The sequence below is a fragment of the Streptomyces sp. NPDC053367 genome (genome assembly GCF_044545925.1).
GTDB lineage: Bacteria > Actinomycetota > Actinomycetes > Streptomycetales > Streptomycetaceae > Streptomyces.
Genome location: NZ_JBITYN010000004.1, coordinates 436,503 through 461,143 on the forward strand (window position 1 = coordinate 436,503; position 24,641 = coordinate 461,143).

Below are 24,641 nucleotides of genomic sequence, written 5' to 3' on the forward strand. Positions count from 1 at the left end.
GGACCGGCCGGATGCGCGCCAGGACCGGCCCGGAGGCAGAATGGTGATCATGCCCGTCGCGTCGTCGTCCCTGTTCTTCCAGCCGGTCCTGGAGCGCATCGCCGAGGAGATCGAGCACACCCCCGGCCGGGGCCGCCCCGCCGACTACATCCCGGCGCTCGCCGCCTGCGACCCGCGCCGCTTCGGCATGGCCGTCGCGGAGGTGGACGGCACGGTGTACGGCGTCGGCGACTGGCGCGAGCCGTTCTCCGCGCAGTCCATCACCAAGGTCTTCACCCTCGCCCTGGACCTCGCCCGGGAGGGCGACGAGCTGTGGGAGCACGTGGGCCGCGAGCCCTCCGGCAACCCGTTCAACTCCCTGGTCCAGCTGGAGTACGAGAACGGCATCCCGCGCAACCCGTTCATCAACGCGGGCGCGCTCGTCGTCACCGACCGGCTGCACACCCGGACCGGTGACGCGGCCGGCGAACTGCGCGCCTTCCTGCGCACCGAGAGCGGCAACGGGGACGTGGACTTCGACCACGAGGTCGCCGCCTCCGAGGCCGCGCACGGCGACCGCAACGCCGCACTCGCCCACTTCATGGCGTCGTACGGCAACATCGACAACCCCGTCCCGGAGCTGCTGGACCAGTACTTCCGCCAGTGCTCCCTGCGCGCGTCGTGCGCCGACCTCGCCCTGGCCACCGCCTTCCTCGCCCGGCACGGCATCCGCGCCGACGGCTCGCGCCTGCTCACCCGAAGCCAGGCCAAGCAGGTCAACGCCGTCATGCTCACCTGCGGCACGTACGACGCGGCGGGCGACTTCGCCTACCGGGTCGGCCTGCCCGGCAAGAGCGGGGTGGGCGGCGGCATCATCGCGGTGGTCCCGGGGCGCTGCACCCTCTGTGTGTGGAGCCCGGGACTGGACGAGCGGGGCAACTCCGTGGCCGGTGTGGCGGCCCTGGACCGGTTCACCACCCTGACGGGCCTGTCCGTCTTCTGACCCGGCCACGCGCCCCGCGTCCGCAGCACGTCCGTGTCACGGCGCGACCGCGGGAACCGGGTGCCCGGCAGCCGGCCCGGCCGCCCCCGGTCCCAGGTCAGCCGCGTACCGCCTTGCGACCGGGTGCGCGGCAGCCGCCCGGCCTCGCCACCCGGTCCCGATTCAGCCGCGTACTGCCTTGCGGCGGGTCAGCAGCCGGATCGCCCAGGCCGTGAGGCCCGCGCCGAGCACGGCGGCGGCCGCGATCGCCGGTCCGGCCGGGGTTCTGCCGCCGGGTGCGGCGGGTGCGGCGGGCGCGGCGGCCACCACGGGCGTGGCCTGCGGGCCGGGTGCCGGTCGTGGCTTCAGCGCGTCCAGCGACCCCACCGGGTCGACCCGCCCGGCCGCCTCGAACCCCCAGTCCAGCAGTGAGCGCGCCTCCTCGTAGACGGTGAAGCCGCCGCCGGACTGGGGGTTCATCACGGTGACGACCAGGGTGCGCCCGCCCCGCCGGGCGGCGGCCACGAGCGTGTGACCGGCATTGCTGGTGTAGCCGTTCTTCACCCCGATCAGCCCGGGATAACGGTCCACTCCGTCGGCGCCGGTGAGCAGCCGGTTGGTGTTCTGGATGCCGTACGACCATCCGCCGCGGCCCGGGAACTTCGCCTCGGCCGTGCCGCAGTAGCGCGCGAAGTCGGCGTTGCGCAGCCCCGCCCGGCCGAACACCGCGAGGTCGTACGCCGACGACACCTGGCCCGGCATGTCGTACCCGTCGGGCGAGAGCACCCTGGTGTCGCGGGCGCCCAGGGCGCGGGCCTTGTCCTGCATACGGGAGGCGGTGGTGCGCCAGCCGCCGTTGAGCGAGGCCAGCACCCGCACGGCGTCGTTGCCGGAGGCGAGGAACACCCCGCGCCACAGGTCGGCGATCCGGTAGGTGTGGTCCTCGGCCACCCCCACCAGGCTGCTGCCGGCCCCGATGCCGGCGAGCTCCTCCTCCTTGACCCGGTGCCGCAGGCCCGCCGGCAGGGCGGGCAGCAAGGTGAGGGCGAACAGCGTCTTCAGGGTGCTCGCGGGCGGCAGTCTGCGGTGCGCGTCGTGCGCGGCGAGCACCGCGCCGCTGCCGGCGTCGGCCACCACCCAGGACAGGGCGGAGACGTCCGGCACGTCCGGCGCCCCGGGGCGCGCCCGCACCTGCGTGCCCGGGCGGTACAGCAGCGACCCGCCGGGCGCCGAGACCCGTGGCCCGCCCGGAGCGCGGGGGTCCGTCCCGGCCGGGGCGGCCGCCGCGACGGGGCCGAGCACGAGCACACCCGCGACGCACAGCGCACAGGTCGGCACGCCCGAACGGGAGCTGAAAAAGGATGATCCGATCTTCATACAAGCAACCTAGGAACGTGCCCCCGCCACACCGCGCTGCCGTGGCCGTACGGCGCCCGCGAGCACCCGGATGCCCTATAAGGGGGTCTCGCCTACAGCCCAGCCCGGTGCGCGGGCAGCGTCGGCGTGATCCGGCGCAGGAAGGCCGCGTTGTCGGGGGTCGCCCGCAGGCGTTCCAGCAGCGTCTCCAGCCGGCTGTGGCCGTCGCGGCCGGTGACGGCCCGGCGCAGGGCGCGGACGGCGGCCGTCTCGGCCGGGCTCAGCAGGAGTTCCTCACGGCGGGTGCCGGAGCGCGGGATGTCGACGGCGGGGAAGACCCGGCGGGAGGCCGGCTCGCGGTCCAGGCGCAGCTCCATGTTGCCGGTGCCCTTCAGCTCCTCGAAGAAGAACTCGTCGGCACGCGAACCGGTCTCGACGAGAGCCGTGGCCAGGATCGTGAGCGAACCGCCCTCCTCCGCGAGGCGCGCCGCGCCGAACAACCGCTTGGGCCCCTGCAGTGCCGCCGCGTCGACACCGCCGCTGAGCGTGCGGCCGCCGGCGGCGGCCGCGTTGTTGTGCGCCCGGCACAGCCGGGTCAGCGAGTCGAGCAGGATCACGACGTCCTCGCCCGCCTCGACCAGCCGCTTGGCGCGCTCGACGACCAGCTCGGCCAGGGCGATGTGCTCCCGGGGTGTGCGGTCGAAGGCCGAGGCGTACACCTCGCCGCGCACGGAGCGCCGCATGTCGGTGACTTCCTCGGGGCGTTCGTCGAGCAGCACGACCATCAGCCGGCACTCGGGATGGTTGCCCGCGACGGCGGCGGCGATCTGCTGGAGCAGGACGGTCTTGCCGGTCCTGGGCGGCGCCACGACCAGTCCGCGCTGCCCCTTGCCGACGGGCGCGAGCAGATCGAGGACCCGGCCGGACAGTCCGGCCGCGGGGTGTTCGAGGCGCAGCCGCTCACGCGGGTGCAGCGGGGTGAGGTCGCCGAAGCGCACCCGCCCGCGCAGCTCCTCGGGCGGACGGCCGTCGACCGGACCGACCTCGGCCAGGGTGCGCCGGTCGCCGAGGAGGCCCTCGACGACATCCCCCTTGCGCAGGCCGTGACGGCGGATCAGGGCCGCCGGGACCTGCGGGTCGGCGGGGGTGGCGAGGCAGTCCAGGGGACGCAGCCGGCCCTTCCCGCCCGCGTCGACGTCCAGGACGCCCGCGACGAGCCGGGCAGGGGATAGCCGGACAGGTGGGTGTTCGAGTGTGGTGGTCATGGGGGGTGTCCTTTCACGGACGGTGGCCTGCGACATACGTGGGACGCGAGGGGAGGGAGAGGCGCACGCCCGGGGGCGGCGAGGGAACGACACCTGGTGCGCGGCGGAAAACACGCCGGTCGCGAGGTGTTGTGGGAAACCGGGATGCCGGTCCGTGCGGACGGGCCAAGTCGGTGTACCGAGAGGGAACCGCACCCGCGCCCCGGACGGGGCGTACACAAGTGCTGCTCGCACCGTACCACGCGCTCGGCCGAAAGGGGGTCCGCGGGGTTACGCTGACAGGGATGTTCAGTCCCGAAGGCCCCACCTTGCGTGAACTCGCCGCGCAGGCCCTGTCGTCCGTCGAGCGCGGCTACGACCTGCTCGCGCCGAAGTTCGACCACACCCCTTTCCGCACACCGGAGTCCGTGCTGCGGGCGGTCGCGGCCGCGCTGCGCCGCGACGGCGACCACGACGACGGGCTGGACCTGTGCTGCGGCACGGGCGCCGGGACGGGCGCCCTCGCGGACCTGTGCCGGCGCAGTGTCACCGGCGTGGACTTCAGTGCCGGGATGCTCGACGTGGCCCGGCGCCGGGTGCGCACCACCGGGCCGCGGCTCGCCTGGGTACGGGCCGACGCACGGGCGCTGCCGTTCGGGCAGGCCTTCGATCTGGTGGTGAGCTTCGGGGCGTTCGGGCACTTCCTGCCGCGCGAGCTGCCCGGCCTGTTCGCCGGGGTGCACGCCGTGCTGCGGCCGGGCGGCAGCTTCGCCTTCCCGGTCGCCGCGCCGCCCCGCCCGGGCAGCCGCGCCTACTGGACGCTGCTGGGCTTCGACGCCGTGATGCGGGTGCGCAACGCGCTGTGGCGGCCTCCGTTCGTCATGTACTACCGCACCTTCCGCCTCGGCGATGTGCTGCGCGAACTGCAACGGGCCGGATTCCGCGTCGAGTTGACCGACCTCCCCGAGTTCGGGCGGCGCCCCGACGGCAGCCCCCGCGTCCGGCTGGTGCTGGCCCGCCGCGAGTGTGAGGTCAGCCCGCCGCCGGCACCGTGAACTCGTAGACGAGCGCGTCCTGCTGGGCGTCCACCACCAGCTCGGTGATCTCCAGCGGCCGCGCGTACTGGTCGTGCACGAGCCGGGTCACCCGCACCGACGGGGTGCCCGGGAGCGGGGTGATGCTGTCGCGGTGGTGCAGGGTCAGCCCGGCCCGGCGCATCCAGTCGTAGGCGCGGCGCAGTTGGGCGGCGCAGGTGCCGTCCGCGCGGTGGCGGTAGCGGGCCAGCTCCGCGACCTCGGCGAGCGCCACGGCCGAGAAGGACGTCACGGCGGTGCGCCGGCCCTGTCCGCCGGACCCCGCGGACTCGTAGCGGTGGACCAGCGTCGGCCGGTGCGGGGCGAGACCGAGGGCCTCGGCGTGGGCCGGGGGAGGCGCCTCCCAGGTGACGGTGGCCCGGTCGACGGCGCCCGCCCCGCCGGGGTCGAGGGAGCCGACCGGGAAGGTCAGCGCCGACGGCGGCTCGACCGGCGCGGCGGGCAGGGTGGCGTGGCTGCCGCGCCGGTCGGTGGTGACATGGCCGTCGCGGCGCAGCAGCTCGAGCGCCTGCCGTACCGTCTCCCGGCTGACGCCGAAGTGCTCGGCCAACTGCCGCTCGCCCGGAAGCCGTTCGCCGGGCGGGATCGTGCTGTCGCGCAGCTCGCCGAGCAGCTCGGCCGCGATGCGCTGGTAGAGCGGTTCCCCTGCGGGAGAGGGGTCGTGCGGGGTGGTGCGGGCCATGCCGCGCCTCCTGGTGGTGACGTACCGTAGCCGTGCGGGCTCATTGTGCCACCAGATCTAGCATTGGTCTAAACCACTAGGGAAGAGCGGCCGTCCGGTTCGGCCGAAACCCATTGGTCGCGCTCTCAGACGGCTCAGGCGTACGACCGCAGCCAGCGCAGCCTGGCCGCCTCGTGGAAGGGGCCGCCGCCCTCGTGGTCGTTGAAGTCGTAGACCTCGATGGCCTTGTCGTCACCGCCCCAGGCGTTGAACGCCGCGAACACCGTCGACGGCGGGCACGTCTGGTCCTCCAGCGCCGCCGAGAACAGCGCGGGCGCCCGGCCGCGCGCGGCGAAGTGCACACCGTCGAAGTAGGACAGCGTGCGCAGCGTGTCCCCGGTGCGGCCGCGGTGCGTCTTGAGGAACAGGCCGATCTCGCGGTACGGGTGCCGGTCCGTCAGGGTAATGGCGCGCGGGAAGTCGCACAGGAACGGCACGTCCGGCGCCACCGCCACCAGGTCCGGCACCAGTCCGCCGACCGCGAGGGTGATGCCGCCGCCCTGGCTGGCGCCGAGCGCCACGGTCCGCGAGGCGTCCGCGAGCGGGTGCGAACGGGCCGCCTCCACCGCGCGCACGGCGTCGGTGAACACCCGCCGGTAGTAGTAGTTCTCGGGGGCGTCGATGCCCCGGGTCATGAAACCGGGATACTGGGGCGCCCCGCCCACCGGGTCGGCCGTGCCGCCCCCGCCGCCCCAGGCGCTGCCCTGGCCGCGGGTGTCCATCACGAAGTGGGCCCGGCCGCTGGCCGCCCACAGCAGGTTCTCGTGCGGCAGTCCGCGCCCGCCGCCGTAGCCGACGAACTCCACGACCAGCGGCAGCGGTTCCTCGGCCGCGGCGGGCAGCCGCAGCCAGCCCTTCACCGGATGGCCGCCGAACCCGGCGAACGTCACGTCGTACACCCGCACCGTCGGCAGACCGGCGTCGACCGGCTCGAACCGGACGTCCAGGTCGAACTCGCGCGCCTCCTCGAGGGACTTGGCCCAGAAGGCGTCGAAGTCCTCCGGCGCGACCGAGCTGCTCCGGTACGCGCGGAGCTCGTCGAGGGGAAGGTCGAACAAGGCCATGCGGGACCGCCTTCGCTGGGAGTCGATGATCGACCACACCGTACGTGGGAACGTGCACAGTCGCCAGAGCCCGTCCACGGCGGCGCCCTGCGGACCCGCTACCCGGCCCGCCGCCCGGTCCACTGCGGCTCGGTGAGGGCCCAGTCCCGCTCCCACTCGGCCAGCCGGTGCCGCTCCGCCGCGCGGCGCACGACGCAGTGGCCCAGCAGCACCACCGAGGCCGTGCCCGCGCCGCCGCAGATGCCGAGCGCGACGGAGTGCTGCCACACCGTCGACGAGTCCGGCGGCGGCGCGACGGCCCGCCCGCGCGAGTCGAGCCACAGCTCGACCGCGTCACCGCGGCGGGCGTCGGCGGGGATCACGGCCCGGCCGGTGTGCACCGCGCCGGCCGGGCCGGTCCAGCGCACCATGGCCAGCTGGGTGAGCGGACGGCCGCCCTGCGCCGACGGCACCGCCACCGGGGCGTCGCCGACCACCTCGGCCCGTACGGTGTGGCGGTCCGCCCGCAGCGCGTCCGCACGGGCGTCCGCGTCGCCGTACGCCCACCAGGCGGCCAGGAACCCCACCAGGGGTGCGCCGATCAGCAGCAGCACGCCGACGGCCAGCACGGTCCAGGCCTCGACGACGTCCGATCGGCGGCGCAGTTCGCTCGGCCGCCACCGCCAGTCGCACCACCAGCTTCGCATGCCGCCTCCTCGCCGGGGCGCGGAGTGCCCTCACCCCTCGCGTACCCCGTACGGGGCGCATCGTTCACCGCGTCGGTGGAACGACGCCGGAGGACGGCCGGAAACGGCCGGGCGGGCGGATCGGCCCGGTCAGCCGAAGCGTTCGATGCGGATGCGGTCCACCGGCTGGCCGGCCGCGACCAGCAGCCGCGAGGCATGCTCGGCGAAGGAGTTGGAGCCGCAGACGTACGCCTCCCAGCCGCCCGCGGGCGCCTGCGCCATGAGCCCGGCCAGGTGCGCACCGGACAGCCGCCCCACCGGCACGCCCTCGGGGGCGCTGCGGGTGAACACGGGCGTCGTCTCGGGCCCGTACTCACGCGCGTAGATGAGGTCCTCGGGGCTGCGCGCCGACACCACGAGCCGCAGCGGCACGTCGAGCCCGCGCGCCCGGTGGTGGCGGAGCATCGACATCAGCGGTACGACCCCGGAGCCCGCGCCGATCAGCAGCGCGGGCCGGTCGCCCGGCCAGGCGAAGAACCCGCTGTGCGGGCCGCGCACCTCGACGGTGTCACCGGGCCGCGCCTCGGTGTGGAACCAGCCCGAGACCTCGCCGCCCGCCACATGGTCCAGGGTCAGCTCGATGTGGCCCGAGGCGTCCGGCGCGGAGGCGAGGGAGTAGTGGCGCTGGGCGGTGTAGCCGTCCGGCGCGGTCAGCCGCAGCTGCAGGTGCTGGCCGGGCACATGGCCGGCCCAGGACGGCACCGCGAACCGGAAGGTCGCCACCCGCGGTGTCTCACGGCGGATCTCGGTGAGCGTGGCGGTCTGCCAGGCCGTCGCCACATCGGTGGGCACGGAGATCCGGCCGGGGATGGCGAACCCGGTCGGCGGCGCGAACGTCGTGTCAGTCACCGGAGAACCTCTGCTCCTCCCAGGGGTTGCCGCGCCGGTGGTAGCCGTTCTGCTCCCAGAAGCCCGGCTCGTCGTGGTCCAGCAGGCGCAGGCCCGCGATCCACTTGGCGCTCTTCCAGAAGTACAGGTGCGGCACCAGCAGCCGGGCCGGCCCGCCGTGCTCGGGCGCCAGCGGCCTGCCGTCGAACTCCCAGGCGATCCACGCCCTGCCGCCGGTGACGTCCGCGAGCGGCAGGTTGGTGGTGTAGCCGGTGTGCGCGTACGCCACGACATGGGTCGCGGACGGCAGCGGCCCCGCCGCCTCCAGGAAGGTGTCCAGCGAGACCCCGCCGAAGCGCACACCGAACTTGGACCAGCTGGTCACGCAGTGGATGTCGCCCTCGTAGACCGAGCCGGGCAGCGCGTGCGCGGTCTCCCAGTCCCAGGTCCGCGGCCGCTCCACCAGGCCGTCGATCCGGAAGGTCCAGTCCGCGGGCGCGAGGTCGGGGGTGACCTCGGCGGACAGGACGGGCCAGTCGTCGCCCGCGTCGTACTGGCCGGGCGGCAGCCCGGGGTTGTCGACGCGCGGCCGCCCGGAGAAGCCTCGGGTGACGTTCATGGAGGTGGTGCCTGCCTACGAGTGACGCGTGCGGTTGCTTACGCATTCAACCGTACGTGCTGTGCGGGTCCGCCCCCGCCCCCGTCACGAGGTCTGTCATGAAGGCCGTGTGAACTCTCCTGAACTGCGGGAACAGTGATCCCCGGGCGCGAGATTGTGGTGACCATGACCGCACACGTCCTGGACAACCCGGCCCTCGCCTCCCTCACCGGTCCGCACGCCCGCTTCGCCGAGCGGCGCGGCCGCGTCCTGCGCTACCCGCTCGACGTCTCGCCCTGGCTGGCCCTCCCTGACGACCCCGGCGCCCAGGACTGGGCGGACCTGGCGGCGCTCGCGGGGCCCGGCGCGGAGGTGGCGCTGGCCGGCTACGCGGGGCCGGTGCCGGCCGACTGGGAGATCACCTTCGAGGCGGAGGGCGTCCAGCTGGTCGACGACGGGGTGGCCGCCGCACCCGACCCGGAGGCAGTCGTCCTCGGTCCCGCCGACGTGCCCGAGATGCTCGACCTGGTCGAGCGGACCCGGCCTGGCCCCTTCCTGTCCCGGACCGTCGACATGGGCACCTACCTGGGCATCCGCCGGGAGGGCGCGCTCGTCGCCATGGCCGGCGAGCGGCTGCACCCGCCGGGCTGGACCGAGATCAGCGCCGTCTGCACCGACCCGGCAGCCCGCGGCGAGGGCCTCGCCACCCGCCTCGTCCTCGCCGTCGCCCACGGCATCCGCGCCCGCGGGGAGACCCCCTTCCTGCACGCCGGCGCCCGCAACACCGGCGCCATCCGCCTCTACGAGTCCCTCGGCTTCCGCCTGCGCCGCCGTACGGCGTTCCTCGCGGCCCGTGTCCCGCAGGAGCAAGCGGTGGGCGTGGCTCAGGGCACGTCGTCCCCCGGCGGCGTCCACGCGTTGTAGCGCACCAGGAAGTCCGCGAACCGCGCCAGGTCCTCCTCGGGCCACTCGGCGAGGCGCTCCCTGAAGGCGGCCCGGCGGCTCTGCGTGACGCGGTCCAGGATCGTGCGGCCGGCGTCCGTGAGGTGGAGGAGCTGGACGCGGTGGTCGTCCGGGTCGACGCGGCGCTCGATCAGCCGGGCGCGCTCCAGGGCGGCGACCTGGCGGCTGACGGTGGACTTGTCCAGGGCGTAGTGCGCCGCGAGGTCGGTGGCGCGGCAGCCGCCGACCTCCTCCAGGTGGCCGAGGAGCGTGTAGCCGACGAGCGAGAGCTCCGGGTGCATCCGGCCGGCCGCCGCGCGGGCGCGCCGGGCGAAGCGGGTCATCTCGCGCTGGATGGTCTCCACGGCGGTCGTACGGGCTGTCACCGGGTGTCTCCCTCGTCTCATCCGCACCCGCCGGGGTCTCACCCCGCGGATGTAGTTGTATAGTACAACTTGAAGTCGAAGTTGTATAAGCCAACTATCTGGAGGTCGCCCGCCATGAGGTCGCCGGCGCTGCGTCATGTGCTCACGCACCTGATCACCCCGTTGCTGATGTGCATCGGCATGGGGCTCGCCTACATGGGGGCCTTCGTGACCCCGGAGCCGCACCATCTGCCCGTGGCCGTCGTCGGCTCGGGCACCGAGGCGAAGACGTTCGCCCAGACGGTCAAGGACCGCGCGGGCGACAAGCTCGACGTCCGGACCGTCCCGGACCGCGCCGCCGCCGTGGACCTGCTGAAGTCCCGCGACCTGACCGGCGCCTACCTGCCCGACCCGAAGGCGCCCGAGCTGATCGTCGCCACCGCCTCCTCCGACATGGGCGCCCTCGCCGTCGAGAAGGTCTTCACCCCCGTCGCCGCGGGACAGGGCCTCCCGCTGAAGGTCACCGACGTGGCCACCCCCGTCGACGACGACCCCAGCGGCCAGGGCCTGTTCTTCCTCATGATCGCCGTGAGCATCGGCTCGTACGCCTCCGTCGCCGTGCTCGGCGCGGCGGGCGGCGCCCTGCCGATGCGTGTGCGGGCCCTGCTCACCGCCGGGGTCTCCGCCGTCGTCAGCGGCATCGGCGCCCTGCTCGCCGGCCCCGTCTTCCACCTCGCCCACCACGACCTGGCCGGCCTCTGGGCGCTCGCCTGGCTCTACTCGGCGGGCATCCTCTTCATCGGCGTCGGCCTGCACACCTTCCTCAAGCGCTGGACCACCCTCGCGATGATGGTCCTGTTCGTGATGCTCAACTTCACCAGTTCCGGCGGACTGTTCCGGCCCGAGCTCCAGAACGGCTTCTTCGGCACCCTGCACGCCTTCTGGAACGGCGCCGGCTTCGTCGAGGGCCTGCGCGGCCTGCTCTACTTCGGCGACGACGGCCTCTCCCGCAGCGTGTGGACCCTGCTCGGCTGGCTGGCCGCCGGCCTGCTGCTGACCGCCGTCGCCGCCCGCCATGAGCGCGCGCCCGGGTCCGCGGCCGCGGTGCCGGAACCCCCGGCCGCGGCGGAGATCGAGGAAGAGGTCGAGGAGACCGTCGGCGTGTGATCACCGGTGTAGGGTGGGCACCCGGCCGCGGACCTTCCCGGCCGGACGAGACCGAGGAGGTGAGACCCATTACCGCTGGTCAGGTCGGGTGCTCTCACCTCAACCCGCTGCGGGCCACCGTCATCCGGTGACCCTCGGGAGCGCCCTTCGGCTCGTCGAAAGGCCCTCGGCTTCCATGCCTTCCACACTTTCCCCGTACGACCCCTCGTCCCGTGCCTCGCTCGTCTCGGCGCTGCGCGCGGCCGGCTGCGTCTTCGCCGAGGACGAGGCGGAGCTCATCCTCGCCGCCGCGCGCACCCCGCAGGAGGCCGCCGCCATGGCGGACCGTCGCGCGGCCGGACTACCCCTCGAACTCGTCCTCGGCTGGGCCGAGTTCGCGGGCCTGCGGATCACCGTCGCACCGGGTGTCTTCGTGCCGCGCCGCCGCACCGAGTTCCTGGTGCGCCAGGCCCTCGCCGAAGTCCCGGACGCCCGGGTCGTGGTGGACCTGTGCTGCGGCTCGGGCGCGGTCGGCGCGGCCCTGGCCGCCGCGCTCGGACCGGTCGAACTGCACGCCGCCGACATCGACCCGGCCGCGGTGGCCTGCGCCCGCGGCAACACCGCCGCCGCGGACGGCCGCGTCCACGAGGGCGACCTCTTCGAGGCGCTGCCCCCGGGGCTGCGCGGCCGGATCGACATCCTGGCGGCCAATGTGCCCTACGTCCCCACCGGCGAGGTCGGCCTGCTGCCCGCCGAGGCCCGCGACCACGAACCCCTTGTCGCCCTCGACGGCGGCACCGACGGCCTCGACATCCTGCGCCGGGTCGCCGCCGAGGCGCCCCGCTGGCTGGCGCCGGGCGGCCGGCTGCTGATCGAGACCAGCGAGCGCCAGGCCCCGGCGGCGACCGAGGCGTTCACCGCCGCCGGGCTGAGCACCCGCCTCGCCGTCGACGACGAGCTGTACGCGCAGGTCGTCATCGGCACCCGGACCGGCTGAGGACACCCGGGGCGGGGGCGCGCTCGCGCCCCCGCGTGCCTCACAGCAGGTCGGTGAGGCGGTCCACCTGATCGGCGTCGCGGCCGTAGCAGTAGCACATCACCTCGTCCGCGCCGAGGTCCGCGAAGGCGGTGAACGCCCCCGGACCGCGGCGGGCGTCGTGAGCAGCGCGGCCGTCATCCGGTCGGGCATACCGGTGAACTCGTAGTACGCGTGCATCGAGCGGCGGGCGTCCTCCACCACCGCGTCGGGGCCGAGGGCGACGTTGACCTGCGCGACCATACGGGGCTCGCCGTCACGGCCGTACTTCCAGAAGGTGCGGACGCTGTCGAACAGGCCGCCCGCCCAGGACGGCGGCGCGGCGGCGAGGAAGCCGTCGCCCCAGCGGGCGACGCGTTCGAGGGCGCGGGGCTGGAAGCCGCCGAAGAGCGCCGAGTCGGTCGTGCTGTCCGGGTCGGTCCGCAACCCGAGCGACGGCGACTGCCCCGCCCTCCTGAAGATGACCAAGGTGACCGTGACGCTCGCGCGGCCGCTCGGCGACCGGGTGCTGCTGGACCCGGTCACCGGCCGCCCGTTGCCGTACCACAACGGGCCCGGCGCGCAGCCGGGCTGGGACTGATGCGTCTCAATCCGCCTCGCGGGCCCGGGCGATGAGCAGCGCCACGTCGTCGTGGTTGTCGGGGTGGTGCAGGGTGCGCACCAGCAGGTCGCACACCTCGTCCAGCGGGCGGGTCGGGCCGTGCAGCAGGGCGAGCAGGGTGTCCAGGCGCTCGTCGAGGGAGTGGCGGCGGGTCTCCACCAAGCCGTCGGTGTACAGCACCAGTTCGTCGCCCGGGCGGAAGTCGACGGTGGTCGTCGTGAACGCCACGCCGCCCACGCCGAGGGGCGCCCCGGTGGGCAGGTCCAGCAGGACGGGGTCGACTCCCCGGCGCACCAGCGCGGGCGGCAGGTGGCCCGCGTTGGCGATCCTCAACTGCCGGAGCGCCGGGTCGTGGACGGCGTACTGGCAGGTGGCGATCGCCTGGTCCAGGCCCGCGGTGATGCGGTCGAGGTGCTCCAGCAGCAGCGCGGGGTCCAGGTCGAGTGCGGCGAGCGTGGTGGTGGCGGTGCGCAGCCGGCCCATCGTCGCGGCGGCCGAGATGCCGCTGCCCATCACATCGCCCACCACGAGGGCGGTCTTGCCGCCGTCCAGCGGGATGACGTCGAACCAGTCGCCGCCGACCTCGGTGGTGGCGCCCGCCGGCTGGTAGCGCGAGGCGACCTGGAGGCCTCCCGTGACCGGCGGATGGCTGGGCAGCAGGCTGCGCTGGAGGGTGAGCGCGGTGTCGCGGGCGTTCTGGTACCAGCGGGCGTTGTCGATCTGCACGGCAGCGCGGGCCGCCAGTTCCCGGGCGAGCAGCACGTCGTCCTCGGTGAACGGCAGTGGGTTGCGGGTGCGTTTGAGGTCCAGGGCGCCCAGCACCTCGCCGCGGGCGATGAGCGGCACGGCGAGGTAGGAGTGGACGCCGGCGCGGGCGAGCAGCACGGCCGCCTCGGGGGAGCGGGCGATCCGGGGCAGGTCGGCGGCCTCCACGTGCGGCAGCAGCACGGGACGCCCTGAGCGGACGCACTCGGTGACCAGCCGGTCGGGGCCGTAGCGGGCCACCTGCCCGGGCGGGTCGGCCGCCTCCAGGGCCAGCGGTGAGCGGTCGGCGCGCACGGCCAGCGCCCGGATCACGGCGGGCTGGGCCGGGCCGAGACTGGTGCGCCGGCCCGCCACCACCGCGTCCAGCAGATCCACCGCCGCGACATCGGCCAGCTCCGGCACGGCCACGTCCGCCAGCTCGCCCGCCGTGCGGTCCAGCTCCAGTGTGGTGCCGATCCGGGCCGAGGCGTCCGCGATGAGGGCCAGCCTCCGCCGGGCCGCCTCCGCCTCTACCCCCGCCCGGTGCTGCTCGGTGGTGTCGACCACCGACACGGCGACGCCGAGGACCGTGCCCAGGGCGTCCTCCAGCCGGTACAGGGACACGGACAGGACGTGCTCCTCCTCCGGGTCGGCGGGGATCCGGCCCACGACCGAGCGGTCCACCACGGGCCGCCCGGTCTCCAGCACCTCCCGCGCCGCGCTGTGCAGGCCCTCCACGTCGATGTGCGGCAGCACCTCGCGGGCCGTGCGGCCCAGGTGCCGCTCGGCGGGCACACCGTGGATGCGCTCCAGCGCCGGGTTGACGGAGACGTACCGCAGGGACGTGTCGAGCACCGCCAGACCGATGGGGGACTGGGCGACCATACGGGTGGACAGCGCCACGTCCCGCTCCAGCCGGCGCACCGTCGACTGGTCGGCGCACAGGCCCAGCGCGTAGACGTCGCCCCGGTCGTCCAGCAGCCGCATGTTGCGGAACTCCACCAGCCGGGTCGAGCCGTCCTTGTGGCGCACGGGGAAGGCCCCCGCCCAGCCCTGGCCGGTGGCCATGACGTCGGCGAACAGCTTCACGACCACGTCCATGTGCTGCTCGTGCACCATGATCTGGGCCGCGTACCGGCCGAGCGCCTCCTCGGCCGTGTAGCCGAACAACTCCTCGGCCTGCGGGCTCCAGAGCACGATGCGGCCCGCGTCGTCCAGGACGATCGAGGCCACACCGATGACGTCCAGCAGTCCGCTGGGCCGCACCGGACCGCGGGCCGGTTCGCCGCCCGATGTCACGGGAGGTCCGGCTGCACCCATCGCACGCACCGCCTTCGCCCGTCCTCACGGCACGCCGTCCCCCGTGCCGACTCCCCATGCCGTACCACGCTCAACCATCTCTCTTACGCCACCGCGTCCCATACCACCATCCCTCAGGACCGGTGGAGTCGTCCTGGTCTGGGATCCGGCGCGTCGGTCGTTTTGGTCTGTACATGACCATCAGCTCGGTTCACACTGTGCGCCGAGCGGAACTCCACCCCCCTACCGAGGAGCCGACGCGATGCGCCCGTGTGCCCGGCAACGCCGTCTCGCCCTGCTGTCCGCACTCGTAGCCCTCACCACCGCAGTCGTCATGTCCGCCGCCCCGCCGGCCGCGGCCGCGGACACCTGGACGGAGGCCGGCTCCGACCGCGCCCGTCCGCTGACCGAGAGCCAGGGCCTGACGTCCGTCGAGGTCCCCGCCGGCAGCCCCAACCGCTACACCGGCATCGGCACCATCCCGATGGGCGTCTCCAGCCGCGGCTGGAACCACGTCGGCGACCCCGACGCCTCCTACGACGGCTTCTACGTCGAGCCGTACCAGCGCGATTCCGGCGGCGCGAAGATGTTCCGCGTGCAGGCGCCCGGCGGCGCCTGGTCGGAGTACGTGCACACGCTCGCCCCCGGCGAGGCGGCGAACAACTCCTGGGTGGCCGTCTCCCCGGACGGCCGGTGGATGCTGGCGGGGGAGTGGGGCACCATGACCCGCCTCCTGGTCTTCCCGACCCCCGGCGTCAACCCGGCCACCTCCCCCTCGGCCGACCTCCGGCTGGTGGCCACCGTCCACCTCGACCACGCCATACGCGACCTGCAGGGCTGCGACTTCTCCGGCCCCACCACCCTGCTCTGCTCCTCCGACGACCCCGAGGGCACCCTCTTCGGCCTCACCAAACCGCTCCTGCAGATCGACCTCTCCGCCCAGGCCGGCCCCTCGGACGTCACCGGCCACGTCACGGCCCTCAGGCAGCTGCCCCTGCGCAGCGGCTGCTCCGGCTCCTTCGAGACGGAGGGCGTCGACTACGACCGCCGTACCGGAACCCTCCGGGTGATCGTGATGTCCCCGGGCTTCTGCATCCTCACGGACAGCAAGACCTACCGATTCGTGCGCGGCTGAGCGGGGTACCCCGAGTGCGGGCTGCGCCGCGGGGCGCGAGCTGTCACGGCGCGCCCGCGGCGCGGGGCGGAAGAATCAGGGCGGCTCGGGGGCGCATCTCTCGCGCTCAAGAGGGAAATCGGTGCTTTTCTAGGGATGTGCCCCGCACGAGAGGAGCGACCATGATGGACCGCGAGCGACCGCACGAGGAGTCCGTCTCCGTCGAGATCAGCGGCTGCAGCAAGGAGGACGCCCGCATCGTCTTCGACGCGCTCAGCACCTGCTTCGAGTCGGACCGCGGCAGCGACGAGGTGCCGCAGCAGCTCCACGAGACCCGCCCCATGGTCTGGCTCGGCACCTTCGAGGTCACGGACGCCCGCACCTGCCCGCCTCCCGCCCGGCTGTCGTCCACCGTCGAGGTCGACGCCCAGGGCGGCTACTGGGCGATCGACCGGCTCCGCAAGACCCTGGACCCCCTGTTCACCGTGCGCGACCTGTCCACCGCCTCCGGCGACCAGGAGCGCGAACTGCACGTCCTGCTCGAAGGGCGGTGACCTCGGCCACAACACCCCCGGGCCTCTTCTGCAACTAGTTGCATAATCCGTGCGCGGTCCTCTACAACTACGAGGACGACACCGCGCACGGAGGGTCCGATGAGCCGTTTCCCCCATCTGCTGAGCCCGCTCGACCTGGGCTTCACCACGCTGCCCAACCGCGTCCTGATGGGCTCGATGCACGTCGGCCTCGAAGAGGCCGAGAACGGCTTCGAGCGCATGGCGGCGTTCTACGCCGAGCGCGCCCGCGGCGGCGTCGGCCTCATCGTGACCGGCGGCATCGCCCCCAACGAGGAGGGCCGCCCCTGGGGCGGCGGCGCCAAGCTCACCACCGAGGCCGAGGCCGGGGAGCACCGGGTCATCACGGACGCCGTGCACCGCGAGGGCGGCCGCATCGCGATGCAGATCCTGCACTTCGGCCGGTACGCCTACCACGAGGACCTGGTCGCGCCCAGCCCCCTCCAGGCGCCCATCAGCCCCTTCCCGCCCCGCGAGCTGACCGACGCCGAGGTCGAGCGGACCATCGACGACTACGCCCGCACCGCCCGCCTCGCCCAGCAGGCCGGCTACGACGGCGTGGAGATCATGGGCTCCGAGGGCTACCTGATCAACGAGTTCATCGCGCAGCAGACCAACCGGCGCACCGACCGCTGGGGCGGCTCGTACGAGAACCGCATGCGCTTCCCGGTGGAGATCGTGCGGCGCGTGCGCGAGGCCGTCGGCGAGAACTTCATCCTGATCTACCGGCTGTCGATGCTGGACCTCGTCCCCGGCGGCTCCACCCTCGACGAGGTGATCACCCTCGCCAAGGCCGTCGAGGAGGCCGGCGCCACGATCATCAACACCGGCATCGGCTGGCACGAGGCCCGCATCCCCACCATCGCCACCTCCGTGCCGCGCGGCGCCTACACCTGGGTCACCAAGCGGCTGATGGGCGAGGTGTCCGTCCCGCTGGTCACCACCAACCGCATCAACACCCCCGAGCTGGCCGAGCGGTTGCTCGCCGACGGCACCGCGGACATGGTGTCGATGGCCCGCCCGATGCTCGCCGACGCCGAGTTCGTGAAGAAGGCCGCCGAGGACCGCTCCGCGGCCATCAACACCTGCATCGGCTGCAACCAGGCCTGTCTGGACCACACCTTCAGCGGCAAGATCACCTCCTGCCTGGTCAACCCGCGCGCCTGCCACGAGACCGAGCTGGTGCTGTCCCCGACCCGGCGGCGCAAGCGCGTCGCCGTCGTCGGCGCCGGCCCCGCGGGCCTGGCCTGCGCGGTGTCCGCCGCCGAACGCGGCCACGACGTCACGCTGTTCGACGCCGCGAGCGAGATCGGCGGGCAGCTCAACGTGGCCCGCCAGGTCCCCGGCAAGCAGGAGTTCGACGAGACGCTGCGCTACTTCCGCCACCGCCTCGCCGAGGAGAAGGTGGACGTACGCCTCGACACCCCCGTCTCGGCGGCCGACCTGGACGGCTACGACGAGGTCGTCGTCGCCACCGGTGTCACCCCCCGCACGCCCGACATCCCCGGCGTCGACCACCCCAAGGTCGTGGGCTACCTCGACGTCCTGCGCGACCGGGTGCCCGTCGGCGAGAAGGTCGCCGTCCTCGGCGCGGGAGGCATCGGCTTCGACGTGGCCGAGTTCCTCACCGACGGCGGCGACAAGGCGAGCGAGGACCCGGAGACCTACTTCCGGCACTGGGGAGTCGACATGGACTACCAGGCCCCCGGCGGCCTCGCCGCCCCCGAACGGCCCGCCCCGCCCCGCCAGGTCCACCTCCTGCAGCGCAAGCCCAGCAAGGTCGGCGCCGGACTCGGCAAGACCACCGGCTGGATCCACCGCGCCGAGCTCAAGCACCGCGGTGTGACCATGGTCCCGGGCGTCCGCTACGACCGTATCGACGACGCCGGACTGCACATCACGGTCGGCGAGGAGAGCACGGTCCTGGACGTCGACACCGTCGTGCTGTGCACCGGCCAGGAGCCCCGCCGCGACCTGTACGAGGAGCTGGTCGCGGCCGGCCGCAGCGTCCACCTGGTCGGCGGCGCGGACGTGGCCGCGGAACTGGACGCCAAGCGCGCCATCAAGCAGGGCACCGAGGTCGCGGCCGCCCTCTAGAACCGGCCTACCCGGCAAGGGGGCGGGACGAGGGGATGCCTTGCGCTCGGGCGGGCCGGGGCCGCGGGACTCCCGCGCAAGGGGGGGTCGGGCCCGGTTCGGCCGGCCCTCACGTGCGCGGCGCGGAAAACGCCTCGCATGTGCTCGCCGGCCCCGAGGGCAACGAGTTCTGCCTGCCCAAGGCCCGCCTCGACCCGCCTCGACCCGCTCTGACGGCTCCGTGCACCCCCGTGCGGCCCTAGGGCGCGTCCCCGTGAGACCCGTCCCTAGGATGACCCCATGTCACTCCCGCACGCGATCCTGACCGCCCTGCTGGAAAAGCCGTCGTCGGGGCTCGAGCTGACCCGCCGGTTCGACCGGTCGATCGGCTACTTCTGGTCCGCGACACACCAGCAGATCTATCGCGAGCTGGGAAAGCTGGAGGCCGAGGGGTACATCCGGGCCCTGCCGAGCGATCAGCCGGCCCGCGGGCAGAAGAAGGCGTACGAGGTCCTGCCGGCGGGCCGCGCCGAACTGGCCCGCTGGACCGCCGCGCCGCAGGGGCCGAAGGCGCAGCGCGATCCGCTGCTGCTCAGGCTGCGCGCCGCGGCGGTCGTCGGCACCGAGGGCATCGAGGCGGACCTGCGGCACCATCTGGACCTGCACCGGGAGCAGTTGGCCCAGTACGAGAAGATCGAGAAGCGTGACTTCCCGCCCGGGAAGGACAGCCCGCAGGACCGTCTCCAGCATCTGGTGCTGCGGGCCGGCATCGAGCTGGAGACCTTCTGGACGCGGTGGCTCGCCCACGCCCTGGAGGAGTTCGAGCGGCTGCCCGAGGCGGACTGAGGCGGCCTCAGAGGCGGTACGGCTTCGAACGGCGGCGCAGGAACCACACCGTGGCCCCGGCACCCGCCGCGACGAGCATGCCGCCGCCGACGAGGGTGATCGTGCCGTAGTCCCGGGAGCCGCCGCCCAGACCGCCCATCACACCGCGCGACGGGGACGCCGTGGCGGAGATGGTCGGCGTGGAGGCGGCCGAGACGATCACGGACTGGGTGCCCGCGGTGGAGCCGTTGGCGCACACCACGATCACCGTGTAGGTGCCCGGGCTGACGCCCGACCACGCGGCCGACTGCAGGGCGCTGCTGCCCGACAGTGCCACCTGCCGGCCCTGGGCGAAGTTGGCCTGGCTGCCGGTGAGCAGCGAGGCGTTGCCCCAGCTGCCGTTGATCTGCTGGGCACACGCGCTGGTGGTGACCGACACCGTCGAGCCGCTGGTGCTCACCGAGATGCCGGTGGCCGCCTCGGCGGGCCCGGCGGCGAGGGCGAGCGGCAGCGCGGCGGCGGCTGCCGCGGTCAGACCGCGCAGAAGGGGCGTTGATTTCGGCATGGAAGTGTCCTCCAGCGGCACGGTTGGCGGTACATCCCTTGCGCCGCCGGGGGTCGGGGAACGCCCGTGCTGCCTCAGGGTCAGCCAATGCCGCCGCTGCCCCCACCGCACTCCGAACGCCGCCAGGCAGGTGACGGGTTGACCCGTCCGGGTCACCTGCCCGCCGCTGAGCGGGCCGCCCCCGTGGTCACCGTGCGCTCCGCCGACAGCGCCCCCCACGTCCCGTCGGGCAGCCGGGCCCGCAGACGGACCCGGTGGGTCACGCCCGCCGTACGGCCGACGTAGAAGCTGTAGGAGGCCCGGTCGCTCGGCGGCCGGCCGCCGAAGACGAGGGAGGTGGCCGCGCGGCCGTCCAGCCGGACCTCGTACTCCGTGACCAGCCCGTCGGTGCGCGGCGGCAGCCAGGACAGGTCGAGGTAGTACGCCCCGTCCTTCGCGCGGTGCGTCACGGCACGGAAGCCGGCCGGGGCGGTCGCGGCACCGCCGTCGGCGCCCGGCGCGGTGGTGAGCCGTACGGCCTCGCTCGCGGGCGAGAGGTTGTCGGCGGCGTCCCGGGCCCGGACGGTGAAGGTGTAGCGGGTGCCGGGCCGCAGCCCGGTGAGCACCGTGGCGGTCTGGTCCCCGCCGACGCTGTGGATCTTCGCCCCCGACTGGTAGACGTCGTACGACACCACCTCCCGGTCGTCCGTCGAGGCGCCCCACGACAGCTGGGCCGCGCGCCCGCCGACGGCCTTCGCGCGCGGGGAGCCCGGCCGGGACGGAGCGGAGGTGTCGGCCGCGACGGCGGCGGGGGTCGTCGCCCGCACCGCGCGGCTGCTCGGGCCGAGCCGCCCGTCGCCGTGGCGGGCGCGCACCGTGAAGACGTAGGACGTGCCCGGCCGCAGCCGCGTGACGTCCACCATGTGCCGGTCGCCGGGTACCTCCTGGACCTTGCTGCGGCCCCGGTACACCTCGTACGCCGTGACCGGCGGCTCACCGGCGACCCGGTTCCACATCACATGCACGCTGGTCGCGCTGCCGGCCTGCGCGGTGACGCCCGTCGGCACCCCCGGCGGCCGTTCCGCGCCGGTGCCCTGCGCACAGGCGCTCACCAGGGCCAGCGTGGCGCACACCAGCGCGGCGGGAACGGGAACGCGTCGCACGGCTCTGCCTCCAGGGACCGGCACGGCGGCAATGGTACGGACCAATATGGCCCGACTGGCGCGCTCACATCAAGAGGGGTGTTGGCGGGCCCGCCCGGCGATTACGTATGCTGTGCCTTCTTGCGCCCGAACTCTCCGCACAGGAACGGGAGTTCGGGCCTGTGGCGCGGAGCCGCTGTCGTCGCTGATCCCCGCGCCGGCGGCCGGGGCCCGCGGCCGTTTCAGGGTCGCGGGCGCCCGGTTCCCCGCCGGACCCGCCGGACCCCGTGCCGTGCGCCCCGTCCGGCCCCCTCGGAATGGCCGCGTATCCGAAACGGCATCAGATTGGGCTGAGTGCCCGTCAGGCCGTCCAGGAAGAGGGACCCTTATCGTGCGTGTCCAGTCGCTGACGCTGGCCGCGGCGAGCGCCGCTCTGCTCGCCCCGACGACGCAGCCCACCGCAGCCACCGTCACCGCCCCCGCGCCCGTCGGCCTGCCCGGACCGCCGGGGGTGCACGCCGACGCCCCCGTGCGGGCCGCCGACCTGCTGGACCGGGTGCGCGGCTGCGAGCCCGTCTCCCGCGGCCGCTACCGCACCGACAGCGGCGCGCCCGCCACGGTGCCCGTGTGCGGCACGAAGGAGGCCGTCTTCTGGAAGGCGGACATGGACATCGACTGCGACGGACGCCCCACCAGCCGCTGCAACAGCCGCACCGACCCCTACTTCTCGCCCGGCACCGCCTACCCGCAGTCCGACGGCCGCCCGCTGGACGCCGAGCGGCTGCCGTACGTCGTGGTGCCGGCGCCCAGCCGCATCTGGGACCACCGCGACCACGGGGTGCGCGGCGGCGCGGTGGCCGCGGTGATCTACCGCGGCCGGGTGCAGTACGCCGTCGTCGGCGACGCGGGCCCCCACGACCTCATCGGCGAGGCGTCCTACGCCACCGCCGAGGCCCTCGGCATCGACCCCGACCCGCACGGCGGCGGCACGCCATCCGGCGTCACCTACATCGTCTTCAAGGACTCCCGCGCGACCCCCGTCGAGAGCCGGAAGGCGGCCGAGGAGACGGGGGAGCGGCTGGCCCGGCAGTTCGTGCGCGGGGCCGGGGACCGGGAGTGATCCCGGCCCCCCGCCCGCGTGCGCACCTCACGCCTTGCGGTAGTCGTACGCCTCCCCGGCCGCCGCCGCGACCGCGTCCAGGCCGGCCCCCGTCGAGGCCGTGACCACCGCCGCGACCGCGCCCTCCACGAACGGGGCGTCCACCAGCCGCGTGCCCTCGGGCAGTTCGTCGCCCTCGGCGAGCAGCGCCTTGACCGTCAGCACGGCGCTGCCCAGGTCGGTGAGCACGGCGACCCCGGCGCCCCGGTCCACCGAGGCGGCCGCGGCGGCGATCAGCTCGGCACTGGTGCCGAGGCCGCCGTCCTCGGTGCCGCCCGCCGCGGCGAGCGGCACCTCCGCGCCACCGCCGGCCAGGCCCCGGGCCAGCTCGGCCACCGACGCGGCCACCTGCGCACTGTGCGAGACCAGCACGATCCCCACCAGTCCGTCGTCACTCACCGGCCGCCTCCACGAGCTCCGCGATCAGCAGGGACGCCGAGGTCGCCCCCGGGTCCTGGTGCCCGATGCTGCGCTCCCCGAGATAGCTGGCCCGGCCCTTGCGGGCCTGGAGCGGGGTCGTCGCCTCCGCACCCTGCTCGGCGGCCGTGCGCGCCGCGGCGAACGACTCACCGAGCGCGTCCACCGCCGGCAGCAGCGCGTCGATCATCGTCTTGTCGCCCGGCGCGGCACCCCCGAGCTGCATCACCGCCTCCACGCCCGCACGCAGGGCGTCGGCGAACTCCTTCTCACCGACCTCCGGCGCGTCCCCGAGCGCCTTGCCGGTGCGCCGCAGCAGCGTGCCGTACAGCGGTCCCGAGGCGCCACCGACCGTCGAGATGAGCTGCCGCCCGGCCAGGATCAGCACCGCCCCGGGCGTACCGGGCGCTTCCTGCTCCAGGGCGTTGGCCACGGCCCGGAAGCCGCGCTGCAGATTGCTGCCGTGGTCGGCGTCCCCGATCGGGGAGTCGAGGGCCGTGAGCCGCTCCGCCTCCCGGTCGACGGACACGGCCGTCGCCGTCATCCAACGGCGGAAGAAATCGGCGTCGAGCACTTGATCTCCTTGCCTGATAGGTACGTTGTCCGCTAGCTACGTTGTCCGCGTCTCACATGCCCCAGCGCAGCGCGGCCGTGCTGACCGGCGCGTCCCACAACCGCAGCAGCTCCTCGTCGATCTGGCACAGCGTCACCGAGGCGCCGGCCATGTCGAGCGAGGTCACGTAGTTGCCGACGAGCGTGCGCGCCACGGCGACACCCCGTTCGCCGAGCACCCGCTGCACCTCGGCGTTGAAGCCGTACAGCTCCAGCAGCGGCGTGGCGCCCATGCCGTTGACCAGCACCAGCACGGGATTGCGCGGCCGGAGATCCTCCAGCACGGCATGCACCGCGAAGTCGGCGATCTCCCCGGAGGTCATCATCGCCCGCCGCTCGCGGCCCGGCTCGCCGTGGATGCCGATGCCCAACTCCAGCTCGCCCGGCGGGAGGTCGAAGGTGGGACTGCCCTTGGCGGGCGTGGTGCACGCGCTGAGCGCCACACCGAAACTGCGGGAACTCTCGTTCACCCGGCGGGCGATCGCCTCCACCCGCTCCAGCGGCTGCCCCTCCTCGGCGGCCGCGCCCGCGATCTTCTCCACGAACAGCGTGGCACCGGTGCCGCGCCGGCCGGCCGTGTACAGGCTGTCGGTGACCGCCACATCGTCGTCGACGAGCACCTTGACCACCTGGACGCCCTCGTCCTCGGCGAGTTCGGCCGCCATGTCGAAGTTCAGCACGTCACCGGTGTAGTTCTTCACCACGAACAGCACGCCCGCCCCGCTGTCCACGGCCGCCGCCGCCCGCACCATCTGGTCCGGCACCGGCGAGGTGAACACCTCCCCGGGACAGGCCGCCGACAACATCCCCGGCCCCACGAACCCCCCGTGCAGCGGCTCGTGCCCCGACCCGCCCCCGGACACCAGCGCCACCTTCCCGGCCACCGGGGCGTCGCGTCGTACGATCACGCGGTTCTCCACGTCCACGGCCAGCTCGGGATGCGCGGCGGCCACACCCCGCAGCGCGTCGGCGACTACTGTCTCGGGGACGTTGATGAGCATCCTCACGGGTACCTCCTGAAGCGATGGCAGGCAGGCCCTGCACCTGTGTTTTTCCAGGTCAGAGCGTATAAGGTCAGTTTTCGATCGTGGCGGTTCGTGGCGGTCCGGGGCGGTTCCTGACGGTACTGATGCCGACCCGATGCCGACTTCGGCGACGGGCCGCCAGGTCCTGCGGGTGATCGGTCGTGTGGCGACTGCAGCTCCTGTTGACGGCAGTATCGGCCTCGCGGCAGCGAAGGTCACGCGGCTGGTGCCCGGGCGGCGACGGAAGGCCGATCAACAGTGGTCCGGCCTCGTTTCCACCCGTGGGTCATGACGATCGTCCTGGGGTCTGTGTGAAAGCCGCGCACAACTGGGTTGTTTGAGGCGGCTTTTCATGCCTGCGCCTGGAGGGGGGCTGCACGGCATTGAGCGGTCGCTGCCGGAGCCGGCCGTGCGGATCGCGGTGCAGGAGG

At 73.9% G+C, this 24,641-nt stretch carries 25 protein-coding genes; 10 read left to right on the forward strand and 15 right to left on the reverse strand.

All coding sequences use genetic code 11. The features are described 5' to 3' along the window. Window positions 1-40: 40 nt before the first annotated feature. On the forward strand, window positions 41-982 hold the full coding sequence (locus tag ACIGXJ_RS14655; RefSeq protein WP_399644543.1) for a glutaminase: 942 nt from the start codon (window positions 41-43) through the stop codon (window positions 980-982). Window positions 983-1,144: 162 nt separating this feature from the next. Here the strand turns inward: ACIGXJ_RS14655 and ACIGXJ_RS14660 are convergent, their stop codons facing one another. Next, a complete protein-coding gene (locus ACIGXJ_RS14660; protein WP_399644545.1) occupies window positions 1,145-2,338 on the reverse strand; it encodes a D-alanyl-D-alanine carboxypeptidase family protein in 1,194 nt (397 codons plus the stop codon). 92 nt (window positions 2,339-2,430) lie between these two features. After that, window positions 2,431-3,618 carry a transcription termination factor Rho gene (gene rho, locus ACIGXJ_RS14665; protein WP_399644547.1) on the reverse strand — a complete coding sequence of 396 codons (1,188 nt, stop codon included), beginning with the start codon at window positions 3,616-3,618 and terminating at the stop codon, window positions 2,431-2,433. Window positions 3,619-3,866: 248 nt separating this feature from the next. On the opposite strand from rho, the gene ACIGXJ_RS14670 reads away from it, so the two are divergent. Beyond that, window positions 3,867-4,616, forward strand: a complete 750-nt coding sequence (locus ACIGXJ_RS14670; protein WP_399644549.1) for a class I SAM-dependent methyltransferase — start codon at window positions 3,867-3,869, stop codon at window positions 4,614-4,616. Here the strand turns inward: ACIGXJ_RS14670 and ACIGXJ_RS14675 are convergent. From ACIGXJ_RS14675 to ACIGXJ_RS14695, 5 genes are all read right to left on the reverse strand, one after another. Further along, the gene (locus ACIGXJ_RS14675) at window positions 4,594-5,337 is read right to left on the reverse strand and encodes a GntR family transcriptional regulator (protein ID WP_399644552.1); all 744 of its coding nucleotides are present in this window, start codon (window positions 5,335-5,337) and stop codon (window positions 4,594-4,596) included. The genes ACIGXJ_RS14670 and ACIGXJ_RS14675 overlap by 23 nt on opposite strands. Window positions 5,338-5,471: 134 nt before the next feature. Further along, window positions 5,472-6,440 (reverse strand): acetylxylan esterase, encoded by a 969-nt coding sequence (locus ACIGXJ_RS14680; protein ID WP_399644554.1) that lies wholly within the window; start codon window positions 6,438-6,440, stop codon window positions 5,472-5,474. A 98-nt stretch (window positions 6,441-6,538) separates the two neighbouring features. Then, window positions 6,539-7,126: a hypothetical protein gene (locus tag ACIGXJ_RS14685; protein ID WP_399644556.1), complete on the reverse strand. Its 588-nt coding sequence runs from the start codon at window positions 7,124-7,126 to the stop codon at window positions 6,539-6,541. A 129-nt stretch (window positions 7,127-7,255) separates the two neighbouring features. Further along, a complete protein-coding gene (locus ACIGXJ_RS14690; protein WP_399644558.1) occupies window positions 7,256-8,014 on the reverse strand; it encodes a ferredoxin reductase in 759 nt (252 codons plus the stop codon). Beyond that, window positions 8,007-8,612 (reverse strand): sulfite oxidase-like oxidoreductase, encoded by a 606-nt coding sequence (locus tag ACIGXJ_RS14695; protein ID WP_399644560.1) that lies wholly within the window; start codon window positions 8,610-8,612, stop codon window positions 8,007-8,009. Before ACIGXJ_RS14695 ends, ACIGXJ_RS14690 begins: the two co-directional genes overlap by 8 nt. A gap of 165 nt (window positions 8,613-8,777) precedes the next feature. On the opposite strand from ACIGXJ_RS14695, the gene ACIGXJ_RS14700 reads away from it, so the two are divergent. After that, on the forward strand, window positions 8,778-9,515 hold the full coding sequence (locus ACIGXJ_RS14700; protein WP_399644563.1) for a GNAT family N-acetyltransferase: 738 nt from the start codon (window positions 8,778-8,780) through the stop codon (window positions 9,513-9,515). On the opposite strand, the gene ACIGXJ_RS14705 is transcribed toward ACIGXJ_RS14700, so the two are convergent. Then, entirely contained in the window at window positions 9,476-9,940 is a 465-nt protein-coding gene (locus tag ACIGXJ_RS14705) for a MarR family winged helix-turn-helix transcriptional regulator (RefSeq protein WP_399644565.1), read from the reverse strand. The genes ACIGXJ_RS14700 and ACIGXJ_RS14705 overlap by 40 nt on opposite strands. A 93-nt stretch (window positions 9,941-10,033) precedes the next feature. Here ACIGXJ_RS14705 and ACIGXJ_RS14710 point away from each other — a divergent pair, with 93 nt between their 5' ends. Beyond that, window positions 10,034-11,065: a hypothetical protein gene (locus ACIGXJ_RS14710; protein WP_399644568.1), complete on the forward strand. Its 1,032-nt coding sequence runs from the start codon at window positions 10,034-10,036 to the stop codon at window positions 11,063-11,065. Window positions 11,066-11,240: 175 nt separating this feature from the next. Further along, window positions 11,241-12,041 carry a putative protein N(5)-glutamine methyltransferase gene (locus tag ACIGXJ_RS14715; protein ID WP_399644570.1) on the forward strand — a complete coding sequence of 267 codons (801 nt, stop codon included), beginning with the start codon at window positions 11,241-11,243 and terminating at the stop codon, window positions 12,039-12,041. Between the two features lie 99 nt (window positions 12,042-12,140). On the opposite strand, the gene ACIGXJ_RS14720 is transcribed toward ACIGXJ_RS14715, so the two are convergent. Further along, entirely contained in the window at window positions 12,141-12,548 is a 408-nt protein-coding gene (locus ACIGXJ_RS14720; protein ID WP_399644572.1) for a hypothetical protein, read from the reverse strand. A gap of 118 nt (window positions 12,549-12,666) precedes the next feature. Further along, complete coding sequence (locus tag ACIGXJ_RS14725) at window positions 12,667-14,745, reverse strand: SpoIIE family protein phosphatase (protein ID WP_399644573.1); 2,079 nt, start codon at window positions 14,743-14,745, stop codon at window positions 12,667-12,669. Between the two features lie 241 nt (window positions 14,746-14,986). On the opposite strand from ACIGXJ_RS14725, the gene ACIGXJ_RS14730 reads away from it, so the two are divergent. The 4 genes from ACIGXJ_RS14730 (at window position 14,987) to ACIGXJ_RS14745 (ending at window position 19,332) form a co-directional block, all read left to right on the forward strand. Continuing rightward, window positions 14,987-15,859, forward strand: a complete 873-nt coding sequence (locus ACIGXJ_RS14730; RefSeq protein ID WP_399644575.1) for a hypothetical protein — start codon at window positions 14,987-14,989, stop codon at window positions 15,857-15,859. A gap of 164 nt (window positions 15,860-16,023) precedes the next feature. Next, complete coding sequence (locus ACIGXJ_RS14735) at window positions 16,024-16,392, forward strand: hypothetical protein (protein ID WP_399644578.1); 369 nt, start codon at window positions 16,024-16,026, stop codon at window positions 16,390-16,392. A gap of 99 nt (window positions 16,393-16,491) precedes the next feature. Beyond that, window positions 16,492-18,507 carry an FAD-dependent oxidoreductase gene (locus ACIGXJ_RS14740; RefSeq protein WP_399644581.1) on the forward strand — a complete coding sequence of 672 codons (2,016 nt, stop codon included), beginning with the start codon at window positions 16,492-16,494 and terminating at the stop codon, window positions 18,505-18,507. Window positions 18,508-18,786: 279 nt separating this feature from the next. After that, entirely contained in the window at window positions 18,787-19,332 is a 546-nt protein-coding gene (locus tag ACIGXJ_RS14745; protein ID WP_399644583.1) for a PadR family transcriptional regulator, read from the forward strand. Window positions 19,333-19,339: 7 nt separating this feature from the next. On the opposite strand, the gene ACIGXJ_RS14750 is transcribed toward ACIGXJ_RS14745, so the two are convergent. Further along, window positions 19,340-19,876, reverse strand: coding sequence for a hypothetical protein (locus ACIGXJ_RS14750; protein ID WP_399644586.1), 537 nt, complete (start codon window positions 19,874-19,876; stop codon window positions 19,340-19,342). A 152-nt stretch (window positions 19,877-20,028) separates the two neighbouring features. Continuing rightward, complete coding sequence (locus ACIGXJ_RS14755) at window positions 20,029-21,018, reverse strand: fibronectin type III domain-containing protein (protein ID WP_399644588.1); 990 nt, start codon at window positions 21,016-21,018, stop codon at window positions 20,029-20,031. 370 nt (window positions 21,019-21,388) lie between these two features. Between ACIGXJ_RS14755 and ACIGXJ_RS14760 the strand changes: the two genes are divergently transcribed. Beyond that, a complete protein-coding gene (locus ACIGXJ_RS14760) occupies window positions 21,389-22,117 on the forward strand; it encodes a glycoside hydrolase family 75 protein (protein ID WP_399644590.1) in 729 nt (242 codons plus the stop codon). A gap of 27 nt (window positions 22,118-22,144) precedes the next feature. Here the strand turns inward: ACIGXJ_RS14760 and ACIGXJ_RS14765 are convergent, their stop codons facing one another. The 3 genes from ACIGXJ_RS14765 to dhaK are packed head-to-tail and all read right to left on the reverse strand — an operon-like array spanning window position 22,145 to window position 24,192. Beyond that, entirely contained in the window at window positions 22,145-22,555 is a 411-nt protein-coding gene (locus ACIGXJ_RS14765; RefSeq protein WP_399644592.1) for a PTS-dependent dihydroxyacetone kinase phosphotransferase subunit DhaM, read from the reverse strand. Next, window positions 22,548-23,147, reverse strand: a complete 600-nt coding sequence (gene dhaL, locus ACIGXJ_RS14770; RefSeq protein ID WP_399644595.1) for a dihydroxyacetone kinase subunit DhaL — start codon at window positions 23,145-23,147, stop codon at window positions 22,548-22,550. Before dhaL ends, ACIGXJ_RS14765 begins: the two co-directional genes overlap by 8 nt. A 52-nt stretch (window positions 23,148-23,199) precedes the next feature. After that, on the reverse strand, window positions 23,200-24,192 hold the full coding sequence (gene dhaK, locus ACIGXJ_RS14775) for a dihydroxyacetone kinase subunit DhaK (protein ID WP_399644597.1): 993 nt from the start codon (window positions 24,190-24,192) through the stop codon (window positions 23,200-23,202). Window positions 24,193-24,641: the final 449 nt, after the last annotated feature.

Bases quoted from the DNA above. Each gene is read 5' to 3' on its own strand.
- ACIGXJ_RS14655 (WP_399644543.1), top strand. From the start codon at position 41: ATGGTGATCATGCCCGTCGCGTCGTCGTCCCTGTTCTTCCAGCCGGTC.
- ACIGXJ_RS14660 (WP_399644545.1), bottom strand. From the start codon at position 2,338: ATGAAGATCGGATCATCCTTTTTCAGCTCCCGTTCGGGCGTGCCGACC.
- rho (WP_399644547.1), bottom strand. From the start codon at position 3,618: ATGTCGCAGGCCACCGTCCGTGAAAGGACACCCCCCATGACCACCACA.
- ACIGXJ_RS14670 (WP_399644549.1), top strand. From the start codon at position 3,867: ATGTTCAGTCCCGAAGGCCCCACCTTGCGTGAACTCGCCGCGCAGGCC.
- ACIGXJ_RS14675 (WP_399644552.1), bottom strand. From the start codon at position 5,337: ATGGCCCGCACCACCCCGCACGACCCCTCTCCCGCAGGGGAACCGCTC.
- ACIGXJ_RS14680 (WP_399644554.1), bottom strand. From the start codon at position 6,440: ATGGCCTTGTTCGACCTTCCCCTCGACGAGCTCCGCGCGTACCGGAGC.
- ACIGXJ_RS14685 (WP_399644556.1), bottom strand. From the start codon at position 7,126: ATGCGAAGCTGGTGGTGCGACTGGCGGTGGCGGCCGAGCGAACTGCGC.
- ACIGXJ_RS14695 (WP_399644560.1), bottom strand. From the start codon at position 8,612: ATGAACGTCACCCGAGGCTTCTCCGGGCGGCCGCGCGTCGACAACCCC.
- ACIGXJ_RS14700 (WP_399644563.1), top strand. From the start codon at position 8,778: ATGACCGCACACGTCCTGGACAACCCGGCCCTCGCCTCCCTCACCGGT.
- ACIGXJ_RS14705 (WP_399644565.1), bottom strand. From the start codon at position 9,940: ATGAGACGAGGGAGACACCCGGTGACAGCCCGTACGACCGCCGTGGAG.
- ACIGXJ_RS14710 (WP_399644568.1), top strand. From the start codon at position 10,034: ATGAGGTCGCCGGCGCTGCGTCATGTGCTCACGCACCTGATCACCCCG.
- ACIGXJ_RS14715 (WP_399644570.1), top strand. From the start codon at position 11,241: ATGCCTTCCACACTTTCCCCGTACGACCCCTCGTCCCGTGCCTCGCTC.
- ACIGXJ_RS14725 (WP_399644573.1), bottom strand. From the start codon at position 14,745: ATGGGTGCAGCCGGACCTCCCGTGACATCGGGCGGCGAACCGGCCCGC.
- ACIGXJ_RS14730 (WP_399644575.1), top strand. From the start codon at position 14,987: ATGCGCCCGTGTGCCCGGCAACGCCGTCTCGCCCTGCTGTCCGCACTC.
- ACIGXJ_RS14735 (WP_399644578.1), top strand. From the start codon at position 16,024: ATGGACCGCGAGCGACCGCACGAGGAGTCCGTCTCCGTCGAGATCAGC.
- ACIGXJ_RS14740 (WP_399644581.1), top strand. From the start codon at position 16,492: ATGAGCCGTTTCCCCCATCTGCTGAGCCCGCTCGACCTGGGCTTCACC.
- ACIGXJ_RS14745 (WP_399644583.1), top strand. From the start codon at position 18,787: ATGTCACTCCCGCACGCGATCCTGACCGCCCTGCTGGAAAAGCCGTCG.
- ACIGXJ_RS14750 (WP_399644586.1), bottom strand. From the start codon at position 19,876: ATGCCGAAATCAACGCCCCTTCTGCGCGGTCTGACCGCGGCAGCCGCC.